Origin of the sequence: Marivita sp., assembly GCF_051251565.1 — a bacterium.
Lineage (GTDB): Bacteria > Pseudomonadota > Alphaproteobacteria > Rhodobacterales > Rhodobacteraceae > Marivita.
The window spans coordinates 47,667-68,227 of the sequence record NZ_JBPOFB010000002.1; the positions used below are offsets into that span (position 1 = coordinate 47,667).

The window sequence follows — 20,561 nt, forward strand, 5'->3', positions numbered from 1 at the left end:
GTCGCTACTGTCTGCGCAACCGCGCGGGCACCCAAGCCTGCGGTGTTGTTTGGGAGAGCCACCATGAAAATGACCACCGAAGAAGCCTTTGTCAAAACCCTCCAGATGCACGGAATTGAACATGCATTCGGGATCATCGGGTCTGCGTTCATGCCGATTTCCGATATCTTTCCCAAAGCAGGCATCACCTTCTGGGATTGCGCACATGAAGGGTCGGGTGGCATGATGGCTGACGGGTATACCCGCGCGTCTGGCAAGATGAGCATGATGATTGCGCAGAACGGCCCCGGCATCACCAACTTCGTCACCGCTGTGAAAACCGCCTACTGGAACCATACGCCGCTGTTGCTCGTCACACCGCAGGCTGCCAACAAGACCATCGGGATGGGGGGGTTCCAAGAGGTCGAACAGATGAAGCTGTTCGAAGACATGGTCGCCTATCAGGAAGAGGTGCGCGATGCCTCGCGCGTGGCTGAAGTGCTCAACCGGGTGATCCTGAACGCCAAGCGCGCTTCGGCCCCGGCACAGATCAACATGCCGCGCGATTTCTGGACGCAGGTGATCGACATCGACCTGCCCGAAGTGGTTGAATTCGAACGTCCCTCTGGCGGAGATACAGCGATTCAGCAGGCGGCAGAGCTGCTGTCGCAGGCCAAAAATCCGGTGATCCTCAATGGTGCGGGCGTGGTTCTGGCAGGCGCGATCCCCGCGTCGATGGAGTTGGCCGAACGTCTGACCGCGCCGGTTTGCGTTGGCTATCAGCATAATGATGCGTTCCCCGGATCGCACCCGCTGTTTGCCGGGCCTTTGGGCTATAACGGATCAAAAGCCGGGATGGAGCTGATCTCGCAGGCGGACGTGGTTCTATGCCTCGGCACCCGGCTCAACCCGTTTTCAACGCTGCCCGGTTATGGCATCGACTACTGGCCCAAGAACGCCAAGATCATTCAGGTGGATATCAACCCGGACCGGATTGGCCTGACGAAAAAGGTCAGTGTCGGCATCGTGGGTGATGCGAAAAAGGTGGCTGAGGGTATTCTGTCTCGTCTGTCAGGCACCGCTGGCGATGAGGGCCGCGAAGAGCGCAAAGCGACAATTGCGAAAACCAAATCCACATGGGCGCAGCAACTGTCGAGCATGGATCACGAAGACGATGATCCCGGCACAACCTGGAACGAACGCGCCCGTGCGGCCAAACCCGATTGGATGAGCCCGCGCACGGCATGGCGCGCAATTCAGAGCGCGTTGCCAAAAGACGCGATCATCAGCTCTGACATCGGCAATAATTGCGCCATCGGCAACGCCTACCCGTCGTTCGAAGAGGGCCGGAAATATCTGGCGCCGGGTCTGTTTGGGCCGTGTGGCTATGGTCTGCCATCTGTTGTTGGTGCCAAGATCGGTTGCCCGGATGTGCCGGTTGTCGGGTTTTCAGGGGACGGTGCCTTTGGCATTGCTGTGACCGAACTCACCGCGATTGGTCGTCCCGAATGGCCAGCGGTCACGCAGATCGTGTTCCGCAACTACCAGTGGGGCGCGGAAAAGCGGAATTCGACGCTTTGGTATGATGATAACTTCGTCGGTACCGAACTCGATGACGGGGTCAGCTATGCTGGCATCGCCAAGGCATGCGGCATGCAAGGCATCGTTGCGCATACGATGGATGAACTGCGCGATGCGCTGAACACCGCGATCAAAGACCAGATGGAACATGGCAAGACCACGTTGATCGAAGCCATGATCAATCAGGAACTGGGCGAGCCGTTCCGCCGCGATGCGATGAAAGCCCCCGTGGCCGTTGCTGGCATTGATCCTGCGGATATGCGTCCGCAAAAGGTCGCCTGATATGGTGGACCCCGCATCGGATGGGCCTGTTCTGGTCCTGAATGCGGGGTCGTCCTCGATCAAGTTTGCGCTGTTTGATGGGGCGCTGGAGCAAACCCTGTCTGGCCTCGCTGACGCGATTGGCGGCGCATCCACTTTGCGGGTCGGGGACGCGGTGTCCTCTGTTTCGCTTGTAGATCACAGCACAGCGCTTGAGGCTATTCTGGGCGCATTGGCGAACAGGGGTATTGATCCGCAATCGCTGCGCGCTGTCGGGCACCGCGTTGTGCATGGCGGGGCGACCCTGACCGGGCCATTGCGCGTGACAGAGGCCGTGCAAGCCGAGATTGCCAAATGCACGCCGCTTGCGCCGCTGCACAACCCGCACAACCTTGCCCCGATGCGGGCCTTGGCGCAGATCGCCCCGCATGTTCCGCAATTTGCCAGCTTCGACACGTCGTTCCACGCCACCAACCCCAAGGTGGCAACGCGCTACGCCATTCCCAAAACCGTCGAGACCAAAGGCATCCGCCGCTATGGGTTCCACGGGCTCAGCTATGCCTCGCTTGTGCGCCGCCTTCCTGATCTGTCCGGCGTGGCCTTGCCCGAGCGGGTGCTGGCCTTTCACCTCGGCAATGGCGCGTCGCTATGTGCGATTAAGGCAGGGAAGTCGATTGCGACCACGATGGGCTATTCGCCTCTGGACGGGCTGACAATGGGCACGCGGTCCGGTGGGATCGACGCGAACGCCGTGCTGCGGCTGGTGGAAGACAACGGTTTGGACCGGACAAAGGCCATTCTTAACCACGAAAGCGGATTGCTGGGTCTGTCCGGCGGCAAATCAGACATGCGTAACCTGATGCTTGACCCCTCCGAGAACAGTGCCTTTGCAGTCGAACATTTCTGTTATTGGACGCTGCGCCATGCCGGGTCTTTGATTGCTGCGCTTGAAGGTCTGGACGCCATCGCCTTTACAGGCGGTATTGGCGAGAACGCCCGCGATGTGCGTGCACGCATCCTTGGCGGGCTGGCGTGGGCGGGTGTGCGGTTTGATCCGACTCTGAATGTGCAGAACGCCACTCAGTTGCACTTGGATGCATCTGCCGTATCCGTCTGGATCATCCCCGCCGAAGAAGAGCGTGAGATTGCGATGGATGCGGTCCGACTTTTGGCCGAAGGCTAAGGGAGGGCAAGCGAGATGGTAATCAATGTTGCGGCGACGATATCATCTACCGTGGCGCCGCGACTCAGGTCGCAAACCGGGTGGCGAAAGCCTTGCAGGAACGGCCCAACCGCCTGCGCTCCACCCAATTCCTGGCAGAGCTTGTACGCGATGTTGCCTGCGTCAAGCGATGGGAAGACAAGCACATTCGCGTTTCCATTGCCAAAGCCTTTCTTGGCAGCGATGCTGGCATTCAGGGCGGCATCCGCTTGTATCGGTCCGGTGAACCCGGTTGCCTCGGCCACCGCGCGCACGATGTCGACGCTGTCGCCCGCGCCGCTTGCAGCTGTCGAGAATGACAACAATGCGACGCGTGCATCCCCCAGTAGCGTACGGCCTGTCGCTTCGGAAGCGCGCGCAATGGCTTCCAAAGCCATTGCGTCAGGCATGACGTTCACCGCGCAATCGGCAAAAATGAAGTCCCGCCCATCCGGAAAGGTCATCAGGAAATACGACGATGGGATGTCTACGCCGTCGGCCAATCCTATCCCCATGCTTGCCGCTTCGATCACGCGGCGGGTCGGGCTGTCGGCGCCTGCAACCATTGCGTCGGCCTTACCCGCGCGCACCATGGCAGCAGCGCGGTACAGAGGCTTTTGCAAAAGTCGTCGCACCAGCGCTTCTTTCGTGCCGCGTACTGCCATCATTGCCGCAACAAGATCATCCGTGGTGTCTTTCGTGACTGGAATAGGCGTACACAGCCCATCTGCGCGCAACCGGTCTGCGGCCATTGCAACGCGGGGGTCGTCCAGTTCGGGAAAGACCACCTTTGCATCAGCCGAAGCCGCGACCCTGCGTGCCCTGTCCAATATGCTCATCTTGACCTCCTGTTCCGGACGTCAGAGGAGGCATTGTCGACAGCCAACGTCAAGGGGAACTCGGTTGAGGCGACCCGATGTAAGCGCTTGCATTTTGCTGCTTTACCATTGGCGCGGAAACATGAACACTACGGCAAAATCTGACCGGGGATACATTCGGCCAGGAGAGGGAGGAATCCGATGGGTCACGTCCAGCCAGAGCTGAATCTGTCACCGAAAGTGTCTGACGAGGTGCGCAAAACCACCTGCTATATGTGCGCATGCCGCTGCGGGATCGACGTGCATATGAAGGATGGCAAGGTCGCCTATATTGAAGGCAACCGCGACCACCCTGTGAACAAGGGTGTTTTGTGTGCGAAAGGTAGCGCGGGCATCATGCAGCACAACGCGCCGTCGCGTCTGCGCGCGCCGTTGAAACGGGTCGGGCCGCGTGGGTCGGGTGAGTTTGAAGAGATTTCGTGGCAAGAAGCGCTGGGCATCGCCAAAGGCTGGCTGGCACCACTGCGCGCCGAAGCGCCGGAAAAACTTGCGTTTTTCACCGGGCGCGACCAGTCGCAATCCTTTACCAGCTTTTGGGCGCAGAATTTCGGCACGCCGAACTATGCTGCGCATGGTGGGTTTTGTTCTGTGAACATGGCCGCTGCGGGCATCTACACGATGGGTGGTGCTTTCTGGGAATTTGGTCAGCCCGATTGGGATCACACCAAACTGTTCATGTTGTTCGGCGTTGCCGAAGACCACGATAGCAATCCTATCAAGATGGGCCTTGGCAAGATCAAGGCGCGCGGGGCCAAGGTGATTGGCGTCAACCCGATCCGCACCGGCTATAATGCGATTGCCGATGATTGGGTGGGGATCACACCGGGCACAGATGGGTTGTTTATCCTTGCGCTGGTGCATGAGCTGCTCAAGGCTGGGAAGATCGACCTCGATTACCTTGCCCGCTACACCAACGCACCGGTGCTGGTGAATGGCGACCCGAAGTCGCCGGAGCATGGATTGTTCCTCAAGGATAATGACGGCAAGCCGCTGGTCATGGACCGCGTGACAGGCAAGCTGACGCCTTTTGATCAGCCGGGTGTGAAACCTGATCTATCCGCCAATTACCGCCACGCCGGGATCACGCATAAGCCCGTGATGCACTTGTTGGCCGAGCGGTATCTTGATCCGAAATACGCGCCCGAAGCTGTGGCCGACACTTGCGGCGTGCCAGCGACCAAGATCAAACGCATCGCAGCCGAGATTGCGCGCGTCGCCTTTGACGAAGCGATCGAGATTGATCAGCCGTGGACCGATTTCCGCGGCGAAAAGCATGACACAATGATCGGTCGTCCCGTGTCGTTCCACGCGATGCGCGGGATCAGCGCGCATTCGAACGGGTTCCAGACCTGCCGCGCGCTGCACGTTTTGCAAATTCTGCTGGGAACAGTTGAAACCCCCGGCGGCTTCCGCTTCAAGCCGCCTTATCCGAAACCGGCGACCGCGCATCCGAAACCGCATTGCAAGGTCACACCGGGCAAGCCACTGGATGGTCCGCATCTTGGGTTTGTGCATGGTCCCGATGACCTTTGCCTGAAAGATGACGGCACGCCCGCGCGCATCGACAAAGCGTTCACGTGGGAAAACCCCATGAGCGCGCATGGGCTGATGCACATGGTGATTTCGAACGCCTATGCGGGTGATCCGTACAAGATTGATACGCTGTTCATGTATATGGCGAATATGTCTTGGAATTCGTCGATGAACACGACGGGCGTGATGAAGATGCTGACGGATACCGATGAGAACGGCGATTACGTGATTCCGCGCATCATCTATTCGGATGCGTATAGCTCCGAGATGGTCGCCTATGCCGACCTGATCTTGCCCGATACGACCTACCTCGAACGGCACGACTGTATTTCCCTGCTCGACCGTCCGATCTGTGAAGCAGACGCAGCTGCGGATGCAATCCGGTGGCCTGTTGTGGAACCTGATCGCGATGTGCGTGGGTTCCAGTCGGTGCTCTGCGAATTGGGTGCGATGCTCGATCTGCCGGGATTTGTGAATGAGGATGGCAGCCAGAAATACGCCGATTATGCTGATTACATCACCAACCACCAGCGCCGTCCCGGAGTTGGCCCGCTGGCAGGGTGGCGTCTAGGTGAACATGGCGTGACCGGCGGGCGTGGTGATGCGAACGAGGCGCAGATTGACAGCTACATCGCCAATGGCGGGTTCTGGTCGTCACATGTTCCTGATGAGGGGTTGTATTATAAGCCGTGGAACAAAGCGTATCAGGATTGGGCGGTAGAGATCGGTCTCTACGATGCGCCCGCGCCCTACATTTTCCAGCTTTATGTCGAACCGATGCGTAAATTTCAGCTGGCTGCTGAAGGGCAGGGGGATCGACAGCCGCCGGATCACCTGCGCGAACGCATCAAGCATACGCTTGATCCGCTTCCGATCTGGTATCCGCCATTTGAGGACGGCCATGTCGACCCAGAGGAATTCCCGGTTCATGCCCTGACACAACGCCCGATGGCGATGTACCACAGCTGGGGCACGCAGAACGCGTGGTTGCGGCAGATCCATGGGCACAACCCGATGTACCTGCCCACCAAGCTTTGGGAACTGAACAGCTTCCAAACCGGCGATTGGGCGCGCATTTCCTCGGCGCATGGTGAGATCACGGTGCCGGTCGCGCATATGGCGGCGCTCAATGAAAATACGATCTGGACGTGGAACGCGATTGGCAAACGCAAAGGTGCGTGGGCCTTGGACAAGGACGCGCCAGAGGCAACCAAGGGGTTCCTGCTCAACCACCTGATCCACGAATTGCTGCCGCCCAAAGGGGATGGCCTGCGCTGGGCGAATTCTGACCCGATTACCGGACAGGCGGCGTGGTTTGACTTGCGGGTGAAGATCGAAAAGGTCGCTGCCCCAAAGGAATCGCATCCGGTGTTTGACGAATTGAAATCGCCCGTTGCACAGGGGCCAGATGAGCTACGCTGGAAGGTAGAGACATGACCGGAGCTATGAAAGCCACCTTGATCACCATTGCTGTTGTCCTGATCGGTATGGCGCTGTCATTTATCTGGTTCGTCGCCACATGGGACAAAGACGCAGAGCCCCCTATCGGGTTCAACCTGTCACCGGCATACCTCGCGCCGGAGGATCGCATCACATGACGCAGCTTCCCGAAAAAACCGACCGCAAGATGGGTCTGGTGATCGACCTTGATACCTGTGTCGGGTGCCATGCTTGTGTCGTGTCCTGCAAAGGGTGGAACACCGAAAACTACGGTGCGCCTTTGTCTGATCAGAACCCCTATGGTGCGGATCCGTCAGGCACCTTCTTGAACCGGGTGCATTCCTACGAGGTCCAACCAGCCTCCGGCCCGGCGCAGCTTGTCCATTTTCCGAAATCCTGTCTGCATTGCGATGACGCACCCTGCGTGACCGTGTGCCCGACCGGAGCAAGTTATAAGCGCACCGAAGATGGCATCGTTCTGGTCAACGAGAAAGATTGCATCGGCTGCGGCCTGTGCGCCTGGGCCTGCCCTTATGGCGCCCGCGAGCTGGATCAGGCGGAAGGGGTGATGAAGAAATGTACCCTGTGCGTGGATCGCATCTACAACGAAAACCTGCCCGAAGAAGATCGCGTGCCCGCTTGTGTGCGCACCTGCCCATCCAACGCGCGCCATTTCGGCGATCTGGGCGATCCCGACAGTGACGTCAGCCAATTGGTGGCCGAACGCGGCGGAATAGACCTGATGCCCGAACTTGGCACCAAGCCGGTGAACAAATACCTGCCGCCGCGTCCCAAGGACCGGCTGAACGAAGAAATCGACATCCTTGCGCCCTTGCTTGCGCCGATTGCGGAAGAGCCAAAAGGCTTCCTTGGATGGCTCGATAAAGCGCTGGAGAAACTCTGATGCATCCGGCTCCGTCCATTATTGCGTTTAGCACGTTTTCCGGGCTTGGGCTTGGCCTGTTGTTTTGGCTGGGGATCGATGCAACCGCACCCACCGGCTGGGTGGCGTTCGCGTTCTTTGCCATCGGTTACATCCTTGCGGTCGGTGGTCTGATCTCTTCCACGTTCCACCTTGGCCGCCCCGAACGCGCGATCAAGGCGTTCAGCCAATGGCAGACAAGCTGGCTGAGCCGCGAGGCGTGGTGCGCCGTTGCAGCCCTTGTCACGATGGGTCTCTACGGGTTCTTGCTTGTGTTCTTCGACACGCAGGTCGCGGTTCTGGGCTGGATCGGCGCAGTGTTCTGTCTGCTGACAGTCTACACCACCTCGATGATCTATGCGCAGCTCAAGACTGTGCCGCGGTGGAACACGGTGCTCACCTCGGCCTTGTTTGTGGCCTTGTCTGTCGCAGGGGGCGCGCTTTTGTCGGGGCGGGTGACCATCGGTCTGGTGCTGCTGGTTGTTGCCGGTGCCCTTCAGGGGATTTGGTGGAAAACCGGCGATACCCGGTTCAAACAAAGTGGCACGGACATGAAAACCGCCACCGGGCTTGGCTTTATCGGTGAGGTGCGCGCGTTTGAAGCGCCCCATACCGGCACCAACTATCTGCTGAATGAAATGGTCTACACGGTGGGCCGCCGCCATGCCCAAAAGCTGCGAACTGTGGCGCTGCTGCTGATGCTGGTGCTGCCGGTTCTGCTTTTGCTTTTGCCCTATCCGCACATCTTTGGTCTGCTGGCCCTGATCAGCCATATTGCAGGCGTGCTTGTGTCGCGCTGGTTGTTCTTTGCCGAGGCCGAGCATGTCGTGGGCCTCTACTACGGAATGCGCTGACCCATGCCCTTTATGCCCGGCTTTGATGATCGTTGGACAGATGTGCCAGACTACATCCTCGGGATCACCAAGGATATCTGGGAAGATCGCGGAATCCACACGTTGCACGCCTATTACGGGCCGGAGCTTGTGGTCCGCTCGCCGGCCTCTGTGGTCAAAGGCAATGCAGGGATCATCGCCGCAACCGAGGCAACGCTGGCCGAATTTCCCGACCGCGCGCTTTTGGGCGAAGATGTGATCTGGTGTTCCACCGGGGCGGACAGTTTCCTGTCGTCACACCGGCTTTATTGCACGGCTACCCATGACGGGCCGGGCGTCTACGGCGCGCCGACCGGGCGCAGGCTGGAATACCGTATCCTTGCGGATTGCTGGTGCCGCGAAAACGGTGTGTACGACGAATGGTTGATCCGTGATCAAGGGGCGATTGTGCGCCAGATGGGTCAGGACGTGACCGCCTGGACGCGTGATCTGATCGCGCGCGAAGGCGGGCCAGAGGCCTGCGTCAAACCAATGACCCCCGCCACCGATTTGCCTGGTCCCTATACCGGCATGGGCAATGACACCGCATGGGGACAGGCGTTGGCCGATATCCTGTCGCGGATTGCGCTGGCCGAGTTTTCGATCATCCCGCAGGCTTATCATCGTGCGGCGGAACTGGCCTATCCCGGCCATGTCACGGGCGTGGGGCATGCAGATGCGGATCGGTTCTGGATGCAGTTGCACGCGGCCTTCCCGACTGCGCGGTTTTCGATCGACCACCAAATTGGCATGGAAGACCCGCTTAGTGCAGCGCGTGCCGCGGTGCGGTGGTCTTTGCACGGCACACATTCCGGTTGGGGCATGTTCGGCCGGCCAACCGGGGTCGAGGTCTTTATCATGGGGATCACCCACGCCGAATTTGGCCGCAATGGCCTGCGCCGGGAGTGGACACTGATTGACGAGACGGCGATCTGGAAACAGATCCTTTTGGCGACAGGTCAGGTTTAGGCGCTAGGCCGTGCCCCGGCGGACCAAGCGGACTGGCAAGGGATCGGGCGGTGTGACGTTGCTGCCACCAATCTCAGCCAACAAGGAAGAGACCGTTATTGTCACCATCGCTTCGGCATCCTGCCTGATCGTCGTCAGATCATAAGCAGGCCATGCCGCGCTTGGCACATCGTCAAACCCGACAACGGCAACGTCCTCGGGGACGCGCAGCCCCAATTCAGCGCGCAAGACATCCATCACTCCGAACGCCATGTAGTCATTGGCAACAAACACGGCATCCGGCCTGTCGGACGTGTCGAACATGCGTCGTGCGGCGGCCTTGGCGCGGGGCAGGCGGAAATCTCCAACCTCACGGGCAAACATGCCCAACCCGGCCGCATGCAGACCTTCGACAAACCCGGCTTCACGGTCGCGCTGCGTGCTTGCCCCGTCCCATCCTGCGATATGTCCGATGCGCGTACGACCAAGCGACACCAGATGATCTGCCGCCATACGTCCACCGCTTCGGTTGTCTGACACCACTGCCAATTCGCCCTCGGCCTCCAGCTTGCGGTTGAACAGCACGACGGGCACGCCAGACGCCCGGCAGCGGTTCGCCAAATCAGAACTAAGTGCAACCGACGCCAGCACGAGACCATCCACCTGGTAGTCAAGGATCTGGCCAACCACGTCTTCGATATCATGCGCGGTATGGGCCGCCATGAAGACCAGAACGTGATAGCCCTCACGCTCCAACGCCTCGGACAACAGCTCCAGTACCGTTGGATAGAAATGATTGTCGAGATAGGCCACCACCAGGCCGATGATCTTGCTCTTGCCGGTCAGCATTGCGCGGGCCAGCACATTGGGGCGGTAGCCAAGGGCATTGGCCGCTTCACGCACTTTCGTCGCGGTGCGGTCACTGACCGATGCGCCGGGCGTGAACACGCGGCTCACGGCAGAGCGGCTTACCCCGGCCCGCTTGGCCACGTCCAAAGAGGTGACTTTGCGAGGGGTCGTCATGGCGCGGGTGGGGTCCTGTCCCCCCGGTCGAACGCCTCCCAGCCTTCTCCATTGAACACGTCAATGCCAAGCTGTGCCAACACATGCGGGAAATCGACCATCACGTAATTGTCGACGATCTTGCCATCGACCACTTTCCAGAAATCCATGTAACGGATCGTGACGCGCGTGCCCGTGGCGTCCACCCCCATAAAAGGGCCTGAATGCACCGCCTCTTGTCGCCCGAAAGCTGCGGCCCATTCGCCCATGTAAAGGCGCGCCTCATCGATACAGACCTTGTCTGAAAAAGCGGCTTGAAAGGGCTTTTGCCAATTGTCCTGAAAGTCACGCAGACTGTCCTTGGTGCCGCACCCTGTGTTGCCCATCCAACGGAAGCCCTCGGCGAAAAACTCACCGATATCTGCGATCCGGTGATCGTTCAGGCCGTCAACCATGCTTTCGATCACACGGCGGGTGTCTTCGGTCTTGTTTAAGTCCGTGTCCCGCGTCAGGACTGCCTGCTCTGGTCGCGCGCCTGTCATAATGCCCTCACTGCATGCGTTTGCAAGAGAGTGCCCGCAACCCAACCGATTTGGCAAGCGCGTTACTTTGACTTCCAGCTATCCACCCAGCGGCGCAAACCATTCCGGCGGCGGGCCAACCCGTCACCAACTGAGTCAAAGCCCTCCTCGACGTCTTCAAGAACCGGGTCGATCCGCGCAATGCGAAACCGCCGCCAGCGCACATATATCGCCCAGAACAACGCGGCCATGGATGTCAGGATAAGGATGTTGATCCACGGTATGATCCGCACATCCGGGCTTTCGACCTGACGGACAGAGATGGCGTTGGGGAAGATGGTGAAGAACTCGTTGCGCCAGCCATAGTGCTTGATCACAGCCCATTGCGGATCAGACGCGGAGCTCCGCAGATCGGCCGCTTCTGCTTGAAGGTTCGATGTGTCGAACTTGAAATACGGTGGCCAGCCCCAGCCGGTGTCTTCATTGCGGTAGACCATGACGCGGCCATTTTCCAACACAGCCGAGATAAACTGCACATCACGGCTGGCCAGACTGCCATCACTCCCGGCATCGGCAGAAGCCCAGAACCATCGGTTCTCACCGGGGTCGATCCGGCGCACCTCGGTGTCGGTGATCCGCGCAATATCGTGTTGCGGCAGGGTGTAGTGCAGGAACGACGCGAACAAGACCCAGAAGGTCAGGATAAAAGCCCACTTGATATAACCCACGTCGCCGTCCCCTAGTAGAAATTCGTAAAGTAGATGATAACCGAAATAAGCGTCAGCGGCACGATATACACCCCCAGAATGAGCTTACGTCGCAGCGATCCGTCATAGTCGCGCAATCCCGCCTTCACAAAGGCGTCGCGGTCGCCTTCGCGGATCTCCTCATCCCATTCTTGTTCCAGCTTGTCACGGCGCACCGCACGCGAATAGAGCGACAGGCAAATATAGACCACGCTCAGGGCCAGGAACCCGATCACCAACAAACGCCCAAGTGCAAACATAGCCTACCTCCGAACCGCGCCCCAGGGTCCGACGCGCGCGATCACATCGTCGCGGATCGTGGCCGGTTCTTCAAGTGGCGCGTCATGCCCGAACAGCGCCTCGCGCGCACCGGCCTTGTCGGCAACATATTCGCGGGTCAGGAAATCGACCACATAGGCGCGTTTCGTGTCGGACCACGCCCGATAGGCTGCGTAGAACGCCTCTTTGTGGCAGATGTAAAGCTGGCGGATATCCTTGGGCGACAGCTCGGACAGAAGCATGTTGATGAAGCTGGCATCGGGTGTGTCGCTGGCCCGGATCGTGTAGAAATAGGCCGGGTGGTCGCTTGCGATCCGGGGCCATTTGGCATCGCCATCCGCCCACTGCACCAACTGGTTCAGCGCGTGCCATTCCGGCGGCAAGCGGTCCGAGTACCGCCGCGCCAGCCCGCGAATATCCCGCCGTGTCGCACCCTTGAGGTCGATCTCGGCTTCCTGCGCGATATCGACAACGATGAAATCCATCTTCTGCCGCAAGATCGCGCTTGCGTCGATCTCGCGCGCCTTGACGATGGGTTCCACCAGCCCGTTCAGGTCAAGGAATTTCGCCACCTTGTTCCGGTCGTGCAGCGTGAAGCTATAGGCAATCGGCAAACCGGGGATCAGATCGTCCGCACAGATCGCCGCCGGGTGCTCTACCGCGCGAAACACATACATCCCGCCGAAATGGCTGGTGTGGAAATTCTCCTGCCGGAACTCCATCTGCTTCAACCGCACCGGATTGCGGACCACGTCGCCCGTGCGTTTCGCCAAGGTGATCATCTCCGCGATCAGCACATCATCGTGCCAGCCGTCGGGTTCCGTCTTGAACCGATCCACCAGCGCACCCAGCTTCTCCGCATCGCGCACCGTGCCGCTGGTCGTGTCCGCCTCGATCCGGATGGTGTGAATGTCGAACAGCCGCTCGGGGCTTCTGACGTCAAACACTGTGTTCACCAACTCCCCCGCCACCGCATCCTTGGCGGTGAGCGCGAACAACTGGCTCTCATTCGCCTCGATGAACTGCTGCAGAATATCCCGCGAGGTCGAGAATTTCGCATCCAAGAGCGGCGCGGTCTTCTGCTGAGTCGTCAGCAGAATGAACTGCCGGTTCACCCCGTTGTGGTTGAGGTAGAGCGGGTCGTTGAGTTCGTCTCCGATCTCGGGCGAGAAGCCGGAGATGTCGATGTGGAAATCGGTCTGGGTCGTGGTCTTGCCCGTCAAATGCTTGAGCGCCCGGTTATACCGTTCGACCAGCGCAGGCGAGGCGACATGGATCAGGTTGCCGAACATCAGGCCGGATTGGATGAGGCGGTTCATTTATTTCTTGGTCAAACGATTATTCATCGCTTGCCATTCAGTTTGTAATACTTGGCGACAAGCGTTCCTAAGTTGTATGCATACCTCTTGGTTGGCTGATGATATTGTTTCCTGCCCCAACTCAGCGAGAAAATTGTCAACAGCCATTTTGAAGTCTGCGGCGATTTTATCTTCAGATAAAATGTTCATTTCTACTTCGTCGGTTGCTCTAAAAAACTCCGTAACCATCTCCCCATCGTAGACCCGTTCAGTCATTTTATTCTTCGCTTTGATGTTGATTTCGACAAAATAGTGAAAAACCTGAAGAGTCTTCGCAAGGTTCTCCTGTACTCGTTCAAAGCTCTTTCTCTGTATTTCGTGGACAGCAAGGTTAGCCTGAAGGTTTGCATCAGCAATTTTTGAACGGTGGTTTAAGAATGCTGCCCATCCTGATACGAATACTGTGAAAGCAGGAATTCCAAAGGAAATTACCAAAGCTTGATTTTCAGAAATCCACTGATTTAACTCTGTAATCACCCCTTCCCCTCCAAATACCGTCTCTTCGCCTCTTCCTGACGCCCCATATCCCGCACCATCGCCTCGATGGCCACCTCATCCGACTTGTCCGCATAGCGGAACTCGGAATCCGCGTAGCGGTTGATCTCCTGGATCACCATTTGAGTCGTGATCGGCCGCCGCAGCTCTTCGATCATCGCCGCTTTCTCATCATAGGGTTTGAACAGGAACAGATCCGGCTGCTCCATCCACTCATCCGGCAATTCAAAATCCATCGCGCGGACCTTCACCGCGTCGGTGATGTTCTTGATCGCGCGGCCCGTAAAGCGCGGGTCGGCCTCCTGAATGGCCTTGAGGTACGTGCCCATCTTGGCAATCGTGTCGAGCGCGCCGATCTGCGACGACACCCGGTCGAACACCTCCATCAACCCCGGTTCCTTGGGCCGGTTGTGGGATTCAAACGACGCCGCCACCGCTTTCTGGATCTGCTGCGCTGCGTAGAGCTCGTGATCCCCCAAAGGAATATCATGCTTGCGCCCCATCAAGAGCGCGAGGATGTCGATGTAATCCTCCCGCGTCTGCGGTCCGTCCACAAGAAACCGCGCCCCCGCCCGCTGCCGCAGCGCGTCATCCACGTTCTCTGGAAAGTTCGAGAACATCCCGAAGGTGCAGTTTCCCCGCACCACCGTATTGGCCCCGGCAAAGGCCTCCATGAACACCGCCGTAACCTCCTGCTGTCCCGCGCTGGACTGCCGGTCGCCGCGCCGCCCCGCGATCTGGTCGATGTCGTCAATCGTGCCGAACCCGATCACCGACGGGTCGAGCACATTGTTGACAAACGCCTTGGCGTTCTGCCCCGACTTGCCCTGATAGCTGTCAATATTGTCGATGCCGAAGTTCTGATACCGAAACGTGTAACCCGCGTTCTGGCAATACTCGTGGATCATCCCCGCCATCATCTGGATCAGCGTCGTCTTCCCCGTCCCCGGCGCACCGTCGCCCATGAAGGTGAAGATGAAGCCCCCCAGTTCTGCAAACGGGTTCAGCCGCCGTTCAAAGTCATACGCCATCAACATCTTCGCCAGCCGCATCGCCTGGTACTTGGCGATATGGTTGCCCACCACCTGGTGTGGCTTCTTGAACTGCATGGTGAGGGTGGTGCTTTTGGCCTTGGTCGCAGGCGTGAACCCCCGGATCGTCAGATCATCCGCCTCCACCCGCCAATTGGCGCTGGTGAACGCCCCCGTCCGCGCCCCGTTCTGCCCGCGCAAAGCGATCCGCTCCATCAGCTGTTCGGCAAAGGCCAGCACCGTCGCCACCAAACGCGGCTCGTTGCTGGCATGCAGGGCAAGCTTCTGATCCAACTCCCAAAGCGCGCCGTGCAGGGCAAGCTGCGCATTGTCGGTCAGAACCTCCTGCACCTCACCCACATCGACGGTCACTTCGCTCGCCTGCGCCGCCAGCAAAAACGCCGTCGCATTGGCAAACACATACCCCACCGCCAACGCCTCACCCTCCAAGAGCGCCGAAAACTCCGCCTTCCGATCCGCGCCCAAAGACCCTTGCAGATTCGTCCGCTTAAGATCCGCCAACCCGGTGGCATCCGAAAACGCCTTCCCCATCGCCAGAGCAATCCCAAGCGCTCGCCGCAACCCGTGCATCACCGCCGCCTGCGCGGGCGAGGTCAACGGATCCTCCCCATCCGCCCCCGCAATCCGGTCGAGCAAATGCACCCCTTCAGGCCGCGCCGTCGACCGCGTCACCAATCCCGGTGTTGTCGACCGAAACCGCCGCCGCGTGCCGATGCCAGAGGATCGCGTCTGCGTCGCAGGTTCCGCCGCAGACGCCACCCGGGGCGTATGATCAAACCCCTCCAGCATCGTATTGGCCGCCGGATAATGCTTGCGGATTGCGTCCTCGCGCAATTCCATCAGGTCGGATGTCACGCTCATCTCACCACGCTCCTCAACTTCATCTTGCCAAATAAACTCCTGCCGGAGGCTCCCGCACGAAACGCAAGCGCAGCAATCAATAACTCAAGACCCGCCCCGTTTCGCTCACCACAAACTTGCGCACCTGTGCGAATCCCGGCGGGCTCAACTCCGAAAGCGCTTGAAATGGCCGTTCGGGCAGAATTACCATCCGCTCGGTCGCCGTTGTCCCCGTTTCGGCCCCGCGCCCGGCGAACGGATCAAGCGCAAACACCTCGCGTTCAACGCGTGAAAACCAGCCGGATTTCTCTTCCCGCACACGTTCGCTTTCCAAATCTTCCAATGTCCACGCAAGCGCCCAGTCCTGCCCCTCCGGTGCGCGCGCCTGTTCCAGTACCTCGCGGATCGGGCCGCTTTGTTGCGTGAACGAATGAGAATACATCGGGCCAATATGGAACCGTCGCAGGCGTTTGGGGTGTAAATGATCAAAGGTCTCGTCAAAGCCTTGCGCAATTGTGAGCAGCTTCAGACCACCCAGCGATTGCGCCATCAGATGCGCCTGAACCTCGGGCCACCGCCGGTCGTCCTTGGGCAAAGCATCGCGCCCGCTGTCCTCGACCTCCATCAGGTATACGGTCGGTAAGTTCACCTGACTGTCATACACCGCCCAGTGCAGCAGATAGCGCCGCCGCTCCTCGCCCGAGAGCCACAAGCATTGCGGATCGTTGCGCGCCCAAAAGAGCTTGCCACGCGCCAGCTCCTCGTAATAGAGCCGCTGACTTAGCGTGAATTGCAGCCGCGTCGGGATCGCTTGGTCGCCGATAATCTCGGTCACCATCTGGTCTTTGAGCGCCTCTACCGACGGCATTGACCGCAAATGCTGCCCCGCCTGCGCGGCGTCATTGGCCATCACCAGCAACTCCGTCACCGTCGGAAACCCGCTCTCCTGCACATCCATCGTGAGCGACCCGAAAAACTGGCCGGTGTCGCGCCCCACCAGCAGGTACTTCATCGACAACGCCCGGAACGTCAGGTTGAGCGCGATCACGTAACGGGTCAGCACCTCGACCTCTGACTTGGTCAGCCGCTTTTCGACATGCAGCATAGCAGCCACGCGTCCGAGATGGCCGAGGATCTTGTCGAACTTCGTGAAATACCGGCGGCTGGCGAGCGTGTCAGGAATGCCGCGATGGTCGTTGGCGGTGTTTGTCATGCCCCATACAGGTTCTTGTCGTGCTTCTCGACAATAGCTTGGAACCGGCGGGCAAAGCGTTCGTCCGCCTTGGCCTTGGCTTCCAGCACTTCGCGGGCAAAGACCATGTGGTCCTCGTGGCTTTCCAGCATGTCCGCCATCCTCTGGTTGGTCGCCGCACCGATCCCCGCCATCGCCGATTGCGCTTCCTGGTCGGTCTGCACGCCGATCTCGTTGATCCGGTGCGCCACGTCCTGCTGTTGCGCGGTCTTCAACGACTTGGACAAGGCATCATAGAGAACCACACGCTGTTTCGTGTCCGTCTGCAACTTGTTGATCAACACCATTTGCGTCGCCGCCTGGTTCTGGAGGCTGTCGATCCAGGTCTTGCCCTTTTCGATATACCGCTCCAGCGTTTGCGACTTGGCGAGCTTGACCTGCTCGTCCTGCACCAGCGCATTGTAGCCAGTGTTCAACTCTGCAAGTTCGGTTTCCAGCTTGGTGCGTTTGGCAGCGTCCTGTTCGACACTGATTTTGTTTTCGAGTTCGATGATTTTGGGATCCATCGCCAGTATCTCGGCCCGCGCCGATTCAAGCTCACCCACTGTTGCCTCGCGCTCATCCAACGTCTCGGACAGGTTCACCTCGACCTTGTCTTTCTGCTCGTTCAGCAAGTTCAACTGGCCCTGAAGCAACGTGACAATCACGTCGGACTTGGCGATCAGGTCCTGCAACTTGTCATCAATCGAGGCGGTCTTCATGCGCTCTTGGCGCATCGATTCGGATTTGCCCTTGGCGAAAATGCCGACAAAGCTTTCCCAACCGGTCTTGGACCGCATCTCGTCAAAATCCTTGGAGAAGGCGGCCGTCACATCGTCAAGCCCCATAATCAGCTCGGCAATATTGGCATTCATCACATCGGTATGCGCGTGCACGTCTTCAAGCGAGGCGTTCTCGATGTCGAAGGTGATGTCGTCGCCGGTCTTCATCTTGGTGCGCGCGGTTTCGATCCGGGTGGTCAGTTCTGCGATCTTTGCCTGCGCTTCGGCCACCTGCGTCTGGCTTTCCCGGACCTGCGTGTCAAAATCTGCCATTTCAAATCCTCCAATCAATCTGCCCGCTTTACAAATGTGGGGCGTGTCGTCCGATATGAACCCGGCTCAGATGAAACTTTCGCAAAAGCCCAGTTGAAAGGAAAGCCAAGATCGCGCTTAAAGATGTGCAGGGCGATGTGCACCGCCTCCATACGAACAAATTTAACCGGAGATATTGATATGAAACGAATTGCTTCCTTCGTCCTTGCCGCATGCGTTGCCCTACCGGTGATGGCCACGGCTGACGAAATTTCCGACACGCTGCAATCAGCGCTCGACGCCTATTCTGCTGGCGACGTGGCCTATGCGCTCGAAGAATTGGATTTCGCGCGGCAGAAAATGATGGCGCTCCGCGCTGATGCCTTCCAGCAATTCCTGCCAGAGGCCCCCGAAGGCTGGACCCGCGTGGTCGATAGCGACATGCAGGCGGGCCTTGCCATGATGGGCGGCGGCATGGGTGCCAGCGCCAGCTATAACGCACCGGACAATGCGCAATCCTATTCGATCAACATGATGGCCGACAACGCGATGGTGGCGACTATGGGCGGTATGGTCGCCAACGCCGCTGCAATGGGCATGAAGGTAGAGCGGATCGGTCGGCAGCGCATTGCCCTCAGCGATGGTCAGGCGATGGCACTGGTCAACAACCGCATCCTCATCACCATCGAAGGCAGGGACGAAGCGGTGCTGATGCAAGCGATGGAGCGGATCGACTTTGATGCGTTGGCGAATTTCGGCAATTGATCGAATTTGACCAATTGGTAAAAAATCGAAAGGCGTCGAACCTGCGACGCCTTTCGTCGTCTTTGGGCTTGCCGTGACGCGTGTCCTCCCGCATCCCTTGCGCAACCAAGCTTGGGAGCCTCCTTCATGTCTGATCTGTTCCTGCGTGCCTTGCCCTCGTTCGACCCCGAGGAAGATGCCCCGCCACCTGACCGTGTGATCTCAGGATTGCCAAGGTTTCGAACGTGGAACGTTGAGGACAGGGATGGGCTCTATTGCGGCATTTGGGAATCGACGCCGGGTCATTGGCGTATTTCCTACGATGAATGGGAATTCTGCCACATCTTGTCTGGTCATTCGATCATCACCGATGCGGATGGGAGGCAGCATGTGCTGAAAGCGGGGAACAGCTTTATCCTGCGTCCCGGATTTCAGGGCTCATGGAATGTCATTGAAACCACCCGAAAAGAATACGTGATCCGCACGTAAACCCTAGCTGTAAGGAATATCTGAATGAGCTGGTCACCGGACAAGACGCAAGTCAAAAGCTGGAACGAATGGGACAGGCTGCGCCACGTGATCGTGGGCCGCGCAGACGACTGCCACATCCCGCCAGAGGAACCGGCGCTGGATGCCAAGGTGCCCGAAGACAGCGACATGCGCGGCCAGTGGGGGCGTCGCCCGCAAGAGACCATCGACCGCGCGAACGAGCTGCTGGACAATTTCGCAGGAATGCTGGCCAAACGCGGCATCCGCGTGGACCGTCCGACACCGACTGATTTCAGCCTGCCGGTCACGACGCCTGACTTCCACACCGACAGCCAGTTCGGCTGCATGCCACCGCGTGATGTGTTGCTGACAGTGGGTCACGAGATCCTTGAGGCAACGATGTCCTATCGCTGCCGCTGGTTCGAATACCTCTGCTACCGTCCTCTGATGCAGCAATATTTTGACGAAGATCAGAACTTCCGGCACGAAACCGCGCCGAAGCCGCGCCTGACAAATGCGGATTATCACGCGGATTACCTGTCGGAGAAGATCGGCATCGAGAAGCGCCTGAAATGGACGGCGGACAAGCACTTTGTCACCACCGAGGAAGAACCGCTTTTTGATGCGGCTGACGTGTTGCGCTTTGGCAAAGACCTGATCGTGCAGCACGGGTTTACGACCAACCTCAAAGGCATTGAATGGCTGCGCCGTCATTATCCAGATCATCGCGTGCGCGCCGTCAATTTCCCCGGCGATCCATACCCGATCCACATTGATGCGACCTTCACTCCGCTGCGCCCCGGTCTGATCCTGAACAACCCGAACCGCCGCCTCCCCGACGAACAGCGCGCGTATTTCCAAAAGAACGATTGGGAAATCGTCGATGCTGCCCAGCCTGCGCATAACGCACCGCCGCCGCTGTGCTATTCCTCGACATGGCTGTCGATGAACGTACTGGTGCTTGATCCCAAGACGGTCTGTGTCGAGGCGTCAGAGGTCTACCAGATGGAGCAGATGGACAAGCTGGGCATGGAAGTCATCCCGGTCGAGCTGCGCGACGCCTACGCATTTGGCGGCGGGCTGCATTGCTGCACGGCGGATGTCTACCGCGATGGCGACTGCGAGGATTACTTCCCGGTTCAGTGATGGCGGAAG

Annotated in this window: 20 protein-coding genes; 10 read left to right on the top strand and 10 right to left on the bottom strand. The window is 58.9% G+C overall.

All coding sequences use genetic code 11. The features are described from left to right. The first annotated feature begins 63 nt into the window (after positions 1 to 63). Together xsc and ACSHXH_RS02745 are read left to right on the top strand one after the other, a co-directional pair. Complete coding sequence (gene xsc / locus ACSHXH_RS02740) at positions 64 to 1,842, top strand: sulfoacetaldehyde acetyltransferase (protein ID WP_435670228.1); 1,779 nt, start codon at positions 64 to 66, stop codon at positions 1,840 to 1,842. Position 1,843: 1 nt separating this feature from the next. Next, positions 1,844 to 3,004: an acetate/propionate family kinase gene (locus tag ACSHXH_RS02745; protein WP_435670229.1), complete on the top strand. Its 1,161-nt coding sequence runs from the start codon at positions 1,844 to 1,846 to the stop codon at positions 3,002 to 3,004. Here the strand turns inward: ACSHXH_RS02745 and ACSHXH_RS02750 are convergent. After that, positions 3,001 to 3,861 carry a phosphate acyltransferase gene (locus ACSHXH_RS02750; protein WP_435670230.1) on the bottom strand — a complete coding sequence of 287 codons (861 nt, stop codon included), beginning with the start codon at positions 3,859 to 3,861 and terminating at the stop codon, positions 3,001 to 3,003. The genes ACSHXH_RS02745 and ACSHXH_RS02750 overlap by 4 nt on opposite strands. A 180-nt stretch (positions 3,862 to 4,041) precedes the next feature. Between ACSHXH_RS02750 and ACSHXH_RS02755 the strand changes: the two genes are divergently transcribed. The 5 genes from ACSHXH_RS02755 to ACSHXH_RS02775 are packed head-to-tail and all read left to right on the top strand — an operon-like array spanning position 4,042 to position 9,636. Beyond that, positions 4,042 to 6,870, top strand: coding sequence for a molybdopterin oxidoreductase family protein (locus ACSHXH_RS02755; RefSeq protein ID WP_435670231.1), 2,829 nt, complete (start codon positions 4,042 to 4,044; stop codon positions 6,868 to 6,870). Continuing rightward, on the top strand, positions 6,867 to 7,031 hold the full coding sequence (locus ACSHXH_RS02760) for a hypothetical protein (RefSeq protein ID WP_435670232.1): 165 nt from the start codon (positions 6,867 to 6,869) through the stop codon (positions 7,029 to 7,031). The genes ACSHXH_RS02755 and ACSHXH_RS02760 overlap by 4 nt, the downstream gene beginning before the upstream one ends. After that, positions 7,028 to 7,777, top strand: coding sequence for a 4Fe-4S dicluster domain-containing protein (locus ACSHXH_RS02765; protein WP_435670233.1), 750 nt, complete (start codon positions 7,028 to 7,030; stop codon positions 7,775 to 7,777). Before ACSHXH_RS02760 ends, ACSHXH_RS02765 begins: the two co-directional genes overlap by 4 nt. After that, positions 7,777 to 8,649, top strand: a complete 873-nt coding sequence (locus ACSHXH_RS02770; protein ID WP_435670234.1) for a dimethyl sulfoxide reductase anchor subunit family protein — start codon at positions 7,777 to 7,779, stop codon at positions 8,647 to 8,649. The genes ACSHXH_RS02765 and ACSHXH_RS02770 overlap by 1 nt, the downstream gene beginning before the upstream one ends. A gap of 12 nt (positions 8,650 to 8,661) precedes the next feature. Beyond that, positions 8,662 to 9,636, top strand: coding sequence for an ester cyclase (locus ACSHXH_RS02775; protein ID WP_435670611.1), 975 nt, complete (start codon positions 8,662 to 8,664; stop codon positions 9,634 to 9,636). A 3-nt stretch (positions 9,637 to 9,639) separates the two neighbouring features. Here ACSHXH_RS02775 and ACSHXH_RS02780 read toward each other — a convergent pair whose 3' ends face one another. The 9 genes from ACSHXH_RS02780 to ACSHXH_RS02820 all read right to left on the bottom strand — a co-directional run bounded on the left by ACSHXH_RS02780 (position 9,640) and on the right by ACSHXH_RS02820 (position 18,194). Beyond that, entirely contained in the window at positions 9,640 to 10,638 is a 999-nt protein-coding gene (locus tag ACSHXH_RS02780; RefSeq protein ID WP_435670235.1) for a LacI family DNA-binding transcriptional regulator, read from the bottom strand. Beyond that, positions 10,635 to 11,159 carry an ester cyclase gene (locus ACSHXH_RS02785; RefSeq protein WP_435670236.1) on the bottom strand — a complete coding sequence of 175 codons (525 nt, stop codon included), beginning with the start codon at positions 11,157 to 11,159 and terminating at the stop codon, positions 10,635 to 10,637. The genes ACSHXH_RS02780 and ACSHXH_RS02785 overlap by 4 nt, the downstream gene beginning before the upstream one ends. 62 nt (positions 11,160 to 11,221) lie before the next feature. Next, positions 11,222 to 11,866 (bottom strand): DUF1523 family protein, encoded by a 645-nt coding sequence (locus tag ACSHXH_RS02790; protein ID WP_435670237.1) that lies wholly within the window; start codon positions 11,864 to 11,866, stop codon positions 11,222 to 11,224. An 11-nt stretch (positions 11,867 to 11,877) separates the two neighbouring features. Then, on the bottom strand, positions 11,878 to 12,144 hold the full coding sequence (locus ACSHXH_RS02795) for a hypothetical protein (protein WP_435670238.1): 267 nt from the start codon (positions 12,142 to 12,144) through the stop codon (positions 11,878 to 11,880). Positions 12,145 to 12,147: 3 nt separating this feature from the next. Further along, positions 12,148 to 13,482, bottom strand: coding sequence for a DUF6638 family protein (locus ACSHXH_RS02800; RefSeq protein ID WP_435670239.1), 1,335 nt, complete (start codon positions 13,480 to 13,482; stop codon positions 12,148 to 12,150). Next, positions 13,483 to 13,998 (bottom strand): hypothetical protein, encoded by a 516-nt coding sequence (locus tag ACSHXH_RS02805; RefSeq protein ID WP_435670240.1) that lies wholly within the window; start codon positions 13,996 to 13,998, stop codon positions 13,483 to 13,485. Next, positions 13,995 to 15,929 carry an ATP-binding protein gene (locus tag ACSHXH_RS02810; protein ID WP_435670241.1) on the bottom strand — a complete coding sequence of 645 codons (1,935 nt, stop codon included), beginning with the start codon at positions 15,927 to 15,929 and terminating at the stop codon, positions 13,995 to 13,997. Before ACSHXH_RS02810 ends, ACSHXH_RS02805 begins: the two co-directional genes overlap by 4 nt. 76 nt (positions 15,930 to 16,005) lie before the next feature. Continuing rightward, a complete protein-coding gene (locus ACSHXH_RS02815) occupies positions 16,006 to 17,121 on the bottom strand; it encodes a hypothetical protein (protein WP_435670242.1) in 1,116 nt (371 codons plus the stop codon). Further along, positions 17,118 to 18,194 carry a hypothetical protein gene (locus ACSHXH_RS02820; RefSeq protein WP_435670243.1) on the bottom strand — a complete coding sequence of 359 codons (1,077 nt, stop codon included), beginning with the start codon at positions 18,192 to 18,194 and terminating at the stop codon, positions 17,118 to 17,120. Before ACSHXH_RS02820 ends, ACSHXH_RS02815 begins: the two co-directional genes overlap by 4 nt. A gap of 180 nt (positions 18,195 to 18,374) precedes the next feature. Between ACSHXH_RS02820 and ACSHXH_RS02825 the strand changes: the two genes are divergently transcribed. From ACSHXH_RS02825 to ACSHXH_RS02835, 3 genes are all read left to right on the top strand, one after another. Then, positions 18,375 to 18,938 carry a hypothetical protein gene (locus tag ACSHXH_RS02825; RefSeq protein ID WP_435670244.1) on the top strand — a complete coding sequence of 188 codons (564 nt, stop codon included), beginning with the start codon at positions 18,375 to 18,377 and terminating at the stop codon, positions 18,936 to 18,938. 126 nt (positions 18,939 to 19,064) lie between these two features. Beyond that, entirely contained in the window at positions 19,065 to 19,406 is a 342-nt protein-coding gene (locus ACSHXH_RS02830; RefSeq protein ID WP_435670245.1) for a cupin domain-containing protein, read from the top strand. Between the two features lie 24 nt (positions 19,407 to 19,430). Beyond that, a complete protein-coding gene (locus ACSHXH_RS02835) occupies positions 19,431 to 20,552 on the top strand; it encodes a serine/threonine protein kinase (RefSeq protein WP_435670246.1) in 1,122 nt (373 codons plus the stop codon). The last annotated feature ends 9 nt before the right edge of the window (positions 20,553 to 20,561 follow it).